Below are 12,831 nucleotides of genomic sequence, written 5' to 3' on the forward strand. Positions count from 1 at the left end.
TTGTAGCATTTTTTGAGCAGAATAAAGTCCAGAGCGATTGTTATCATCGCATCAGGATAATTACCTTGTCTTGGAAAGTGAAGAGTGCGAACTATCGATGACAAGCAATAACCCTAAGTTTAAAGGCAATTGGAAATGAAAAAAATAGTATCGTTCTTGGTGATGTTTGGGGCTGTTTTAATGCTGATGGGGTGTGGTCATACTGCCGCTCGTTATCAACCTATTGTGGATGGCCCCAAAGATAGCAAATACTTTACCGACCTGAGTTCCTGTCAACAGATTGCTGAAGAGCGATCTTACATGAACGACGAGGTGAAAACGAGAGCACTTTTAGGAGCTGGTTTGGGGGCGGTGGTAGGTGTAATTGATGACGGCGCCGGAGGTGCTCTTGCTGGAGTGATTGGGGGGTCTTTGATTGGTGGAGGTGCTGGCTCTTGGAAGACACGCACAGATCGCAAAAATATAGTGCTCCAATGCATGCGGATGCGGGAGTATAAGGTTGTCGAGGTGCCCGAACAAAGTTTAGTTTCTTTCTGGCTCTAATAATTCCATAGTTTAGCTGCAATTAAGGCAATCAGCTAACTTGTTGTTCAACCCTAACTGATAAAGGACAAAAACATGCAATCAAAAAGAAAACAGGTGGTATCTTTGATATGCCTTTTGGCGATCAGTCTTTCCACTCTTGCTGTTCCAAAGAGTGTGTTTGCCGGTCGCCCTATGGATGGATTCTATTTGGGGGGACAAGGTGAATATGCGTTACTCGATCTGAGTGGGACCTACGAGCTAGTCCCGCCAACGTCTGTGCGCGACAAGACTCCACTGGATAGGGACTCTAGTGAATTTGCCTTAGGGATTTTTGCCGGTTGGGGTCATTATCTTGAAAATGACTATTATTTAGGTATTGAAGGGGGATGTTCATTCTATGGGAATGAAATTAATGCTGTAAAAACTCGAACCGGAGAAAAAGGAACGGTCACGACTTTTGGCATAAATAATAAATATAAAGTCAACTTGTCGGGAATCGTTGGAAGAAGCGTCTCTGAAGATGCACTTGTTTATGGTAAGATCGGTGTAGCTTACACAGATATTGAAGTGACAGCTCTTTCTGATTTAGGTAATTATTATTCAGTTGGTTCGGTTCATGATTGGATTGGAGGAACGGCTGGTGTAGGAATAGCTTATAACTTTTGGGGTAATTTGGCACTTAGGGCAGAGTATAATTTTACAACCTATTTCATTGGTCCCAAATATGACAATGATAAAAATGATGGGGAAAAAACAGATTACGATCTATATGATAACCGTTTTACAGTCGGAGTGGTTTATTCGTTTTAGGCAGGTTCTCTGTCGAAATATATTTACCAAAAGGTTGAGTGGCCATAACGCCAATACTTAAGCAAGTTGCTTCTCGGCTTTCAATATACAGAGCCTGAAGAGCAAAACCTCGGATAGTACAAGCCGTCTCACTTTGGCTGGTAGACAGACAGTCAAAGCTGGTGCTTTCCCAGCTGATGTTTTTAATAACAGTAGCACTAAAAAACTCTGCACTCTGGTTTTATTATCGACATGAAAAAGTATCTATATCGTCTTGGCTGTGGCCTTCTTGGCACATGTGCAGCATATCTTCTGATCCATACACTTATCGCTGAAGAAAATGGCACAAACAGTTCCTACGATTTTATTATGGGCATTGGGTTTGGCTTGGCTTTCGGGGCAGGGCTTCCCGAATGGTTGAGTATCGCGATTGGAACAACCGTATTCCTGGCTATTTTGGCTCTGGGGTGTTTCGTTGGCATCAAACTGGTAAACCTGCTTTGGCCCAATGCTGGCCAGGCTCCCTCTTTACAGAAGGCTTTGCTAATTACATTGCCTCTGTTCGCTTGCGCCACTCACATTTTTGAAGATCAACAGCCGAGGGTAGCACCCTCACTAGCTGGCACAACATGGATATTGAGCAATTTTATTGAAAAGGATACATGGATAAAGCCATCAACACTTTGGATTGCCGCAGATCTCGGCCATCCGGTTACTATCACTTTTTCGGAAGAAACGGTGCGTGGCCAGACGGGCTGTAATGATTTTGCGGCAAAATACGGTCAGGATGGTGCAGACCTGGTGGTTGAGGAGGTGGAGTTGACAGATGCGGTTAATTGTTCTGACGCCCTAGCAGAACAATCCGAGAAAATCCTGCAACATCTGCGAACGGCACAATCTATAGAGATAATAGAAGATACTATGTTCTTAATGAATGGTCGGTTCCGTGGAATAGTCTTTGATCGCTACAGTCCTTGCAGATCTGAGATCGGTCCTCAATAGCGGACACCAGATATCCTCATGCAGCTTTTCGATTTGGCTCATGTTGCGTTTCGGGGTCGTAATTTGGTAAAAGAAACTTCCATTTCTATTAACTACTAAAAAATAGCACAACCATATGGAAGTAAACATAAAAACCATGATAGATGATGCACAGTGTTACGATACCGTGCGTGAGCTACGCTGGCCCGAAGGCAGAGAGTGTCCGTTTTGCAATTCTAAGAAAGTTATCAAGAGAGGTTATGACGACAAGGAACCTGCAAGACAACGCTATGAATGTAAAGGCTGCGGTAAACGATTTGACGATTTGACTGGAACTATTTTCTCTGGGCATCATCAGTCTCTTAAGGTCTGGGTATTGTGTCTTTATTTTATGGGGTTAAATCTTTCCAACAAACAGATCGCCACCGAACTGGAACTGGATCGTACCGATGTTCAAAAAATGACCACTCAGCTCCGTGAAGGCGTGATTAAAAAAAGCCTCAAGTGACCCTTCATGGTGAGGTCGAGTTTGATGAGGTTTATATCGTGGCAGGGCACAAAGGAAACCCAAAAGCCGTAATCAAAAAAGGACGAAAAGGCCGTCGAAATCGTCTCAAGGGTGCACGTGGTCGAGGGACGCTTGCGAAAGAGAAACCTCCTGTCTTTGGTATGATACAGCGTTGTGGGGAGGTCGTGATTCATATGCTTGCCGGTGTCCGCCAAGTAACCATCGAGCCATTGATAAAATCCACTATGTTGCCCGGGACTTTGGTTTATACCGACGAATACGGTATTTATGCTCGGCTGAAAAAATGAGGTTACGGGCATAAAAGCGTGAATCACGGAGCTGGTGAATATGCAAGGGACGAGGATGGAGATGGTTTCCATGAAGTCCATGTAAATACGATGGAAGGTTTCTGGTCCCTGTTGCGGAGCTGGTTGCGCCCACACCGCGGCATCTCACAAGAGAAGCTCCCTTTTTACCTTGGTTTCTTCGAGTTTGTTCATAATGTTGGCAAGCGCGGGAAAACCTTGCTTCATTCACTGATTGACGTGCTGGTCAAGTAAGACCCTGAAACACAACATGAGCCAAGATTTATCCCCCCAGCAAGCCCAATCGGATCAGCACTAATATACCTTCCAGTACTCGGATCATAATATCTGTGCCAGTTATAATGAAGCCCAGTTTTAAAATCGTAATTTTGTCCCGGAAACCGCAGATTGTTCCCCAACTGATCAATAACCACCCTGGTCGCGCCAAAGGGTTCCGCCTCGCCTTGCCAGGCTAGCTGCTGATTGGCATCCACCAGCAGCTGGCCGGTCCCCAGGTGGTCGCTGATGAAGTAGTAGACGCGGGGCTCATCAACCACCCTCCAGACAAAGAGCGGATCCAGGTCGCCGAGCTCAAGCTCGGTCTGGTTGGCTGGTAGCCGATGATGTTGATGGTGGCTGACCAGTGCTGACTCCCCTTGGCATCCACCCGGACCTTATAGGCTCCTTCCGGGAGGATAAAGGCGGCCTGGCCCAGGGCATCGGTGCGTTCGCTCCGGCCAAGATAACTGCCCCCGGCGGTGAAGAGGTAGACCCGGGCACCTTCAAGCTCACTATACCGGTCAGTGATCCGGAGTGCCAGCTCACCGTAGAGGATGGTGATTTGGGTATCGTGAAAAATTCCGTGAAAAATTCCGGGGACAGGATACGCAACTCGGTTGAGTTAGGTATCCTGTTCCCGGAACTGGTGTCCCTGGAACTTGGCTATAAGCTACTGGAAAACGCTCAGAAGCGCTGGAAACGGATAAAGGGATTCCGCAGGTTAGCAGAGGTCATAACCGGGGTGGAGTTCAGAGATGGAGTACGAGTTACAGATCAGCCTGACAGGAAAGCTGCCTGACCCTCGTACACCACATTTGACAATAACTCGGTGTGCCAGCCAGGGCAACCCCTTGGAGAGCACCTGGGTAGAGCCTGCTCAGCAGGGTGCTTCTCCGGAAAAGGGCGGGCAGGGCAGGGAGGATCATGAGTCGGAGCCAACATCCAGAGCGTCGATGGACGGCAGGCAGGCCCATACCCTGGTGCCTGGGGCACCGTGGGGCAGGCCAGGCTATCCGCTCAATGTCTGGTATTCGTAGAGCCTGCCCTTAGTTGGGGCCTCAGTGTCGGGCAGCAGAATGGAGTGGTAATGAGCGGCTGTCATTAATCTGTTCCTGTCCTAGATGTTGGTGGGCAACTTCTTGTTAGATCAGAACTTTCGCGACATAAGTTGCATGTCCGTTGTGCTGGTTGATCTTGGATATCTGGTGGTATCAACCCCCTGACGCGCCTTATGGGTGATATCGTTCGCCATCCAGAGGGAATAGTTTGATTGAATTCCTGGCTCCAGAACTGCTGCCCCAGGTAATCGAGTCTGGCGGAATAGGGCTGGGGGCGGCAGGTTGAAGACCACCTGGCCGTTCCCCCATATTCTCAGTCAGGGCGGTGATGGTGACCGCCTGTTCTGCACCTATGACAACGAGCCAGAAAAAAATCTCTGGAGTCATTCTTCCAGAAGCTTTCCCCTCAACAAATCAGGAAGATCAAGGCCGTGGGGATCGATCGGGCTGGTGCTTATATTTCGAAATAGCTTGACAGTAAAGTATCAAGCGATATATATCATCTGATATGATTGTTTTAGTGAGATTTTCTCAAAGCACAAGCCTCAGTCCCTTAGCCCAGCGAAACAGCATCTGTTTAATGCGGTATTCTGAATCGTTATTATTGGAATCGTGCCTTAATCTAGAATGTCTAGAATGCGAAAAATTGTGATTGTTTTTAATTAGCTTAGTAAATCATCAACAACAGAATTGTATTAAAATATGCCGCCAAATCAGAAGTTTACCAGAGATGAGATCGTAGAGGCCGCCTTAAGCATTGTTCGTGATCAGGGGTGGGAAAAGTTAACTCAACGATCTGTTGCCAAAAAGATGAATGCCTCCATCGGGCCTATTTATTCTTATTTTAAATCCATGAGTAGCCTTGAGAGGGCGGTTATCAAAAAAGCATATGAGCTGCTGCTTCACTACATGATGAACGCTCGTACAAAGGAAGGAGAGGAGATTCCCGGCATTGGGTACGTTCAATTCGCCAAAAATGAAAAAAAATTGTTCAAGTGTTTTTTTTATGAAAAACATACTGAAATCCATAAGGAGTACGCCCAGCATCTATGGCAAACTCTTCGCGAGGAAAAGAAAAATGATCCCGTTTATTCAAAATTGTCTGAACATCAGAAAGATGAACTCAATTTGAATAGTATTATTTTCTGTTATGGGCTTGCAATTTTGATCAATATTTCATTTTACGACGAGTTTACAGATGAGGATATCAGTACACTCATATTGAATAATAAACGGATGTTTTTGAAAGGGATCAAGGAAGGTGCTGACTGACCCGAGAGACTAACTGAACAATCGAAAAGGGGGAAACAATGAAATCAAGCTTTATCCAACGGGTTTACTCACAGCCGTTCTTCAGGGAATGTATTGTAATTTGTCTGATTCTGCCCCTCACCATTATCGGCAGTTTAGAAATAACATATGCGGGGCCTAAATATGGAGGCAGTCTGCAAGTAGCTGACGAAATGGATGCCAGGGGATTCGATGCTATTCAGACAAGGGCCTTAGTGGGCAACGGCGGAACGGCTGCAAACCTGGTAATGGAAAGATTGTTCAAGATGGACAAGGACAAGCGGTTGATCCCGGTCTTGGGATTATCTGCCTCACCTTCATCGGACGGCAAAACCTGGACTATTCGACTACGCGAAGGCGTATTCTTTCACGATGGCACACCGTTCAATGCCGATGCCGTGGTTCAACACTGGCAGCGCATTTTGAATCCGAAAAACCGCTATAGCAATCTGCTGCTCCTTCAACCCATCAAATCAGTAGAGAAAACTGGCAACTATGAAGTGCGCTTCAATCTTGAACATCCCTGGTATTCGTTTACAGCTGTCCTGGCTTCACCGTACGGGCTTGCTGCCTTGATTCCCTCCCCTACGGCAGTAACAAACGATACCCAAAACAAGGCTCCTGTCGGCACAGGCCCTTTTTTTTTAAAGCAATGGAAACGCGGTGATCGCATTATTCTAGTTCGAAATCCCCGGTATTGGCAGGCAGGAAAACCCTACCTGGATAAGATTGTCCTGCGAACTATCCTGGACCATGAGGCCCGCTATGCCGCAACCGTCTCGGGCCAAGTGGACTTGATGATTACCGACCGACCCAATCATATCAAGAACCTGACTGAACATTCTGAATTTACCTCTATTTTTCGTGAGCCGACAGGTGCCTATATACTGGCTTTTAACACCTCAAAGCCTCCACTTGACGACGTGAGAGTGCGTCGTGCTGTTGCATATGCCTGGGATCAGAAAAAATACCTGAAAGCCTCCTATAAGAATACAATGAAATTTGCTGAAAACTGGTATGGAAACAGGTTCGGTTGCAATGAAACCGGCTACCTACATCCTGATCTTGAAAAAGCAAAGGCCTTGATAGCCGAATATGGCAAACCCGTAGAGGTAACATATCATCACACACCGACGATCCGTGGACGGGAAACCGGCGAGATATTACAGCAAATGCTCAAGCCCATCGGCGTCAGCGTGAAATTGGTTCCCGCAGACTGGGCCGCTATCATCAAACAGGTATTCAGTAAAGAGTATAACATCGCAACCTGGGCCATCTGGAATTCTCAGTATGAAACTGAACCATATACAATGGCGTCGTTTAACTCTCAGAGCCCTAGAAATATAACCCAGTACAACAACAAAGAAGTGGATACACTCCTGCTCGATTTGCGCACCAGTATGGACCCGGCAAAGAGACGGGCAGCGTTCTGCAAGATTGGCCGGCAAGTAAATCATGATGCTCCGTTTCTTTATCTGTGTGCACCTGTATACCACGCTTTTGCCGGCAAGACCCTTAGAAACCTACCCATATGGCGGGACAGATTTCTTCCACTTTCGGATGTTTGGTTAGATAAATAACTTTCTTCTCATGAAGCTTCCATGAAACATATCTCAGGTAAAGTTCCCATGAATCAACTTTCCGCACATTCTTTCAATACAGTTGTAGCTGATTATCTAGGAAAACAACTCCCCAATGCAATGGCTTCTGCTCTATCTTTTAGGTCAATGCCCAGTGATGTGCAAGACTTCATCACCCGTATGCTTATTCTCATGCAGAAGGCGCATTTTCCTGTAACGGATTTTACCCCTTCGCTTATCTGGCAGCTCGGCAACATTATTCCTGGATTTTTGCCCTGCGCGTGGCGTGGCATGGTGCCGCCGTTGACGCTTTCTAAACGCCACGCAAAAATAGATGCCTATGTCAGCAAACATATCTTTCCTGACAGGTTGACCAGCCCTGTGTTTGTCGACATAGGTTGCGGCTTTCCGCCGATAACTACCATGGAATCGGCAGCAACACTTTCTGAGTGGCGTGTTTTCGGAGTCGATCAATCCTTCTCTGACTATTTGCTCCATGACCGTGAAGGCAACTATGCCTGCTTTAACGAGCAGGGGGAGTTCGAATATTTTCAACCCAGATTTAGCCGAGTCGGGGTCCGGATGTACCAGAATTCAGCGGAGGTCCAGTCGAGATTTAAAAAGATATTCGATGAGTTACAACTCCTGCTATCGAGCAAAACTGGGCAGGCAAATGAGACCATAGATAAAGACGGATACAAACTCATTCATCATCCCATTCGAAATTATGAAGCACCTAACCTCAGTTTTGTTGAGTCAAAGCTGGAAGACGTACAGACACCGCCCGCCCATATCATCCGGTGCATGAACACACTTCTTTATTTTAAGCCGGAAACCCAGCAACACATGCTGGTAAAGCTTGGATCACAGCTTGCCGATGGTGGTATGCTGATTGTTGGATCAAATCTGATGAATGGTGCAAGTTGTCGTTATACCGTCTATAAAAGGGAGGGGGCTTTTGTTGTGCCCATAGAGTTTGCCTTGACTGTAGATAATCTTGGACCCTTCAATGTCATGCCTTGGTACACCTTGCATGATAATGACCCCGAGGCTATGCAGCTTGCAGATATGATCCATCAACTCCGTGCCAATCAATCATTTTGGCCCGGATTTACAAAACGTTTAGACCATTTGATGGAACATTACGGTTTGTTTCAGCGTGACGGCGAAGGTTTCTTTCATGCCCCTGAAGATGAACATCTGGCTGCTGATTTTTCAGAAAGAGTATCTCATATGTGGCGACAGATCGAGGAAGAAGGCTTAACGAATGAAGCCGTGGATGCACTACAATGTGCAGGATATACGGCTTGGAAAAATCCGGTTGGGGATATAGCAATCCAGCCAAATGCTCCCTCTTTCAAGCTGCCGGAATGAATGAAGAGATAGTATGTTATGAAGTTTCTCAAGCATAAGCTGCTTCAATTTTTTTTAACCATTCTATTTGTCTCGGCAATAACTTTTGCCATGGTAGATCTGCTGCCAGGAGATGCAGCCATCGTGTTCGCCGGCCCGGAAGCATCGGTAGAGACCGTGGTGGCGATCCGGCATGAAATGGGTTTGGACGCCCCTGTTATTGTACGTTATTTTTGCTGGATCAAGGGTGCTGCAAGGGGCGACTTTGGTTTCTCCCTGATCACACGGGAACCAGTATGGGATACATTGGTAGAAAGACTGCCGGTAACTCTTGAATTGCTGCTGTTTGCCCAGATGATGGCACTGACTCTGGCGATCCCTGCAGCGATGATATGCGCAAGCAGGCCTGGTGGTACCATCGACAGGATTTTGACCACAGTGGGGTTTGCATCCCTTTCCATTCCGAGTTTTGTGATGGCTATTCTCCTGGTTTTCTTTTTCGTTCTACAGCTCCAATGGCTTCCGGCAACGAGCTTTGAGCCTCTTTCCAATGGCTTGGCAGCGAATATACGGAGTCTGCTTCTACCCGGCCTGAGTATAGCACTGGTGGAGTGGGTTATCCTTTTCCAAGTCCTTCGCAGTGATCTTATTACCACTCTTGGGGAGGACTTCATCCTTATGGCACGCTCGAAAGGGCTGAGCAGCACCCAGGTTCTGTTTCGGCACGCCCTCCGCCCTTCCTCCCTTAACCTGCTCACGGTTGTCGGCCTCCAGATGGGCAATCTCATCGGTGGAGCTCTTGTTGTGGAAACGATCTTCGCTCTTCCCGGCATTGGCCGGCTGTTATTAACCGCCATCTATACCCGTGATATTTTCATGATCCAAGGGTGTGTGCTCTGGATCACCCTGGGATATGTGGTTGTCAACCTTTTCGTTGACCTTCTGTATGCGGCTTTAGACCCTCGTATTCGAGTTGAAGTGTCCATAGAATGAAACAAGTAAAAACATTCCCTTTGTTGACCTTCTGGATCCCATTGATATGGCTTCTGTTGGTGATCTTCTGTGCAATTACTGCTGGATGGATGCCGATTCCTCCACCTGATATCATGGATTATGAGCATCAGAACGCATTACCGGGCACCGTTATTACATTTCTAGATCAGAACGCGACCGGATCAATGCTCAACTACAAAAGCCGGGTCTCCTGGCTCGGCACGGACCCCATGGGCCGAGACATGCTTTCCCGGATCATCATCGGTTCCAGGGTATCTCTTGCGGTAGGAGTCATTGCTCCTCTCGTTGGTCTTGTCATTGGTGGTTCACTGGGCATGATAGCGGGATATTATCGCGGTTTTGCTGAAACTGTCATTACAGGACTAATGGATGTGATCTTGGCCTTTCCGAGCCTGGTTTTGCTGCTCGCTGTGGGGTTTTATCTGGGCACCAATCTATGGACATTAATACCGTCCTTAGGGGTCCTCACGGTTCCTGCCTTCTGCCGTGTTTCACGGGCAGCAACATTGCAACTGAGCAACCGCGAGTTCGTTACCGCAGCTAAAATGATTGGGAATAGCAACACTGCCATCCTGGCAAGAGAAATACTTCCCAATGTTGCCGTTCCCCTCTGCGTATATGGGCTCATCATCATGGCCCTGATGATTGTAGTTGAAGGTGTGCTGAGTTTTCTCGGCTTGAGCGTGCCGCCGCCGACACCAAGCTGGGGCGGCATGATCGCCGCAGGACGGGAGGTTCTCAGCGAAGCCCCCCACGTATGTCTGGTTCCGGCAACAATCCTTTTTCTTACAGTGTTATCGCTCAATGTACTAGGCGATACCTTGCGTAGACAGACCTCGTAGCCATAATGAATATAATCAGTGCGAGTAAAACTGAATCGACCTCCTCTCTTCTTTCGCTAACCGACTTAGTCGTCCGGATTGATACCCCAAAAGGTACTGTCTATCCTGTTAATGGTGTGTCTTTTTCCCTTGATTCCGGTCGGACCCTCGGTATTGTGGGTGAGTCCGGATGCGGTAAATCAATGCTCTGTCGTGCTCTAATTGGTCTCTTGCCACCTGAGGGTCAGGTCGTACGAGGCGTGGATATGCATTTTAACGGAGTTGATATCGGAACACTTCCGGACAAATTTTTCAACCGAATCAGGGGCCGTGATATATCCATGGTTTTCCAGAATCCGATGACGTCCCTGAACCCTGTAATGCGTGTGGGAAAACAGATAGGTGAGAATTTGCGTTTGCACACAACCATAGCATCAAAAGAGGTACGTGAAGCTTCTGTAAATTGTCTCCTGCAGGTAGGGATGCCTAATCCTGAATGTTATTTAGACTGCTACCCACATCAACTCTCGGGCGGTATGCGCCAGCGTGTGGTAATTGCGATGGCGCTGAGTGCTCGCCCCAAGCTGCTCATTGCAGACGAACCCACCACGGCTTTGGATGTGACCGTTCAAGCGGAGATTCTGGAACGTTTTCACACTATGCAAATCGAATTCGACATGGCTATCATCCTGGTCACCCATAATCTGGCCATTGCAGCCAACCACACCGACGAGGTGGCTGTGATGTACGGGGGCAAAATTGTCGAATATGCTCCTACCTCCATATTGTTCAGTCGGATGCTTCACCCCTACACCAGAGCCCTTATGAACGCCATTCCCCGGCTGGACACAGCCGTAGATGAACCCTTTAAGCTTATCGAGGGAAACCCTCCGGACTTGGCAAACCCGTCCCTTGGCTGCGGTTTTGCGAATCGATGTCCCTATGCCTCTGATATTTGTCATCGCACCGCACCACCATTGGTAGGCTGTAAAAATAACAATGGCCACAGGTTTGCTTGTTTTTTCCCACTTGACCCAGAGAAAGAATAGCGATGAAAACTTACCAGTCATCTAAAACCGGGGCTGTTCTTGAAGTAAGGGATATTCAGGTGTCATTTAATATCGGTCGCAAACAGACCATTCACGCTGTTTCCGAAGTCAGTTTTAAGATAAATCGGGAGGAAACTCTCGGACTGGTAGGTGAGTCGGGGTGTGGTAAATCCAGCCTTGCCCGTGCCATTATGCAGCTTCCACCGCCAATATCAGGTCAGGTGTTTGTGGATGGTTACGATTTGTCTGCAATGGATGCAATGGCCCTCAGGGGCTTCCGCTCCAGGATTCAGATGGTATTTCAGGATCCTGCCTCTTCTCTAAATCCTGGTCGCCGGGTCGGTCGATCCATTGCCGAGCCACTGCGAATACAGGGAGTTAAGGACAAAACAGAGAGAATATCCCGGGTTCGGAGCATGATGGCAGCCGTCGGACTAGATCCTGAACAGTATGAGGATCTGTTCCCCAGTCAACTTTCCGGTGGTCAATGCCAGCGTGTGAGCATTGCGCGGGCCCTTATGACGCGTCCCGATATGCTGATCTGTGATGAATCGGTTTCAGCCTTGGATGTATCCGTCCAGGCACAGATCCTCAATTTGCTTAATCAGATCAAAGTAGATTTCGGTCTTGCCATGCTGTTCATTTCCCATGACCTTGCCGTGGTCAAGAGAGTATCCGACCGGGTGGCGGTCATGTATAAGGGAACCATCTGCGAGTTGGCTCCAGTCCAAGAACTCTACTCCCGCCCAACCCATCCTTATACAGTCGTTCTGCTCAACGCCGTTCTCCAACCACTCCCAGGAAAACGACGGTTGGCAGACATCAAGGTACCAAATCGCAATGAGTTATCATCTTCCACTGCTTCACCTTGCGGATGTCGTTTTCATCCTCGCTGCTCACTGATGAAACGGCTTTGCGCCGAACAAGCTCCACGGTTATCGGAAATTGAAAATGGACATTTTGTGGCATGCCATTTCCCTTATTCTAAAACATAAAACACTATTAAACTGAATTGTCTGATCCTCTGTTATAAATTGCTCTTTGTCATAGTTGCAGAACGGGAGGAGATGCCCAATTCCTCTCTGTCACCATCCATCACCGTGCATAACACGGATGCGGTCCTTGGTTAAAACTTTCTTTCGGGTTTCCCTCACGCCAGTTTTTACGTAAAATTAGGGCATTGCATTGAATTTCCGGACAGGCCTATTTTCGACTAAACTGCTGTAGCAGGGCGGGGTTAGCTGTTAAACCCTTTTGGGAGATCCGGATATAGCCAGAT

11 protein-coding genes and 2 pseudogenes are annotated in these 12,831 nt (G+C 47.5%); 12 read left to right on the plus strand and 1 reads right to left on the minus strand.

The annotated features are described in order from the left end of the window. Positions 1 to 135: 135 nt before the first annotated feature. From G494_RS22760 to G494_RS28070, 4 genes and pseudogenes are all read left to right on the plus strand, one after another. The gene (locus G494_RS22760; RefSeq protein WP_051305576.1) at positions 136 to 543 is read left to right on the plus strand and encodes a glycine zipper family protein; all 408 of its coding nucleotides are present in this window, start codon (positions 136 to 138) and stop codon (positions 541 to 543) included. A 75-nt stretch (positions 544 to 618) separates the two neighbouring features. After that, the gene (locus tag G494_RS26080; protein WP_084456640.1) at positions 619 to 1,335 is read left to right on the plus strand and encodes an outer membrane protein; all 717 of its coding nucleotides are present in this window, start codon (positions 619 to 621) and stop codon (positions 1,333 to 1,335) included. A 231-nt stretch (positions 1,336 to 1,566) separates the two neighbouring features. Then, entirely contained in the window at positions 1,567 to 2,316 is a 750-nt protein-coding gene (locus tag G494_RS0109860; protein WP_084456641.1) for an META domain-containing protein, read from the plus strand. A 115-nt stretch (positions 2,317 to 2,431) separates the two neighbouring features. Beyond that, a pseudogene (locus G494_RS28070) lies at positions 2,432 to 3,363 on the plus strand (IS1595 family transposase). On the opposite strand, the gene G494_RS28075 reads toward G494_RS28070, so the two are convergent. Further along, positions 3,333 to 3,665: an RHS repeat-associated core domain-containing protein gene (locus tag G494_RS28075; protein WP_408608376.1), complete on the minus strand. Its 333-nt coding sequence runs from the start codon at positions 3,663 to 3,665 to the stop codon at positions 3,333 to 3,335. The pseudogene G494_RS28070 and the gene G494_RS28075 overlap by 31 nt on opposite strands. 371 nt (positions 3,666 to 4,036) lie before the next feature. Here G494_RS28075 and G494_RS27630 point away from each other — a divergent pair. From G494_RS27630 to G494_RS26100, 8 genes and pseudogenes are all read left to right on the plus strand, one after another. Beyond that, a pseudogene (locus G494_RS27630) lies at positions 4,037 to 4,186 on the plus strand (IS256 family transposase); the annotation flags it as partial. Positions 4,187 to 5,147: 961 nt separating this feature from the next. Beyond that, on the plus strand, positions 5,148 to 5,717 hold the full coding sequence (locus tag G494_RS0109880; RefSeq protein WP_028584412.1) for a TetR/AcrR family transcriptional regulator: 570 nt from the start codon (positions 5,148 to 5,150) through the stop codon (positions 5,715 to 5,717). A gap of 38 nt (positions 5,718 to 5,755) precedes the next feature. Next, complete coding sequence (locus G494_RS0109885; RefSeq protein WP_028584413.1) at positions 5,756 to 7,315, plus strand: ABC transporter substrate-binding protein; 1,560 nt, start codon at positions 5,756 to 5,758, stop codon at positions 7,313 to 7,315. Positions 7,316 to 7,336: 21 nt separating this feature from the next. Further along, complete coding sequence (locus tag G494_RS0109890) at positions 7,337 to 8,689, plus strand: CheR family methyltransferase (RefSeq protein ID WP_153305827.1); 1,353 nt, start codon at positions 7,337 to 7,339, stop codon at positions 8,687 to 8,689. A gap of 18 nt (positions 8,690 to 8,707) precedes the next feature. Continuing rightward, positions 8,708 to 9,661: an ABC transporter permease gene (locus tag G494_RS0109895; RefSeq protein WP_028584415.1), complete on the plus strand. Its 954-nt coding sequence runs from the start codon at positions 8,708 to 8,710 to the stop codon at positions 9,659 to 9,661. After that, positions 9,658 to 10,524, plus strand: coding sequence for an ABC transporter permease (locus tag G494_RS22775; RefSeq protein ID WP_051305577.1), 867 nt, complete (start codon positions 9,658 to 9,660; stop codon positions 10,522 to 10,524). The genes G494_RS0109895 and G494_RS22775 overlap by 4 nt, the downstream gene beginning before the upstream one ends. 5 nt (positions 10,525 to 10,529) lie before the next feature. Beyond that, a complete protein-coding gene (locus tag G494_RS0109905) occupies positions 10,530 to 11,552 on the plus strand; it encodes an ABC transporter ATP-binding protein (RefSeq protein ID WP_035246098.1) in 1,023 nt (340 codons plus the stop codon). A gap of 2 nt (positions 11,553 to 11,554) precedes the next feature. After that, on the plus strand, positions 11,555 to 12,547 hold the full coding sequence (locus tag G494_RS26100; RefSeq protein ID WP_084456648.1) for an ABC transporter ATP-binding protein: 993 nt from the start codon (positions 11,555 to 11,557) through the stop codon (positions 12,545 to 12,547). The last annotated feature ends 284 nt before the right edge of the window (positions 12,548 to 12,831 follow it).

It is taken from the genome of Desulfogranum mediterraneum DSM 13871 (assembly GCF_000429965.1).
Lineage (GTDB): Bacteria > Desulfobacterota > Desulfobulbia > Desulfobulbales > Desulfobulbaceae > Desulfogranum > Desulfogranum mediterraneum.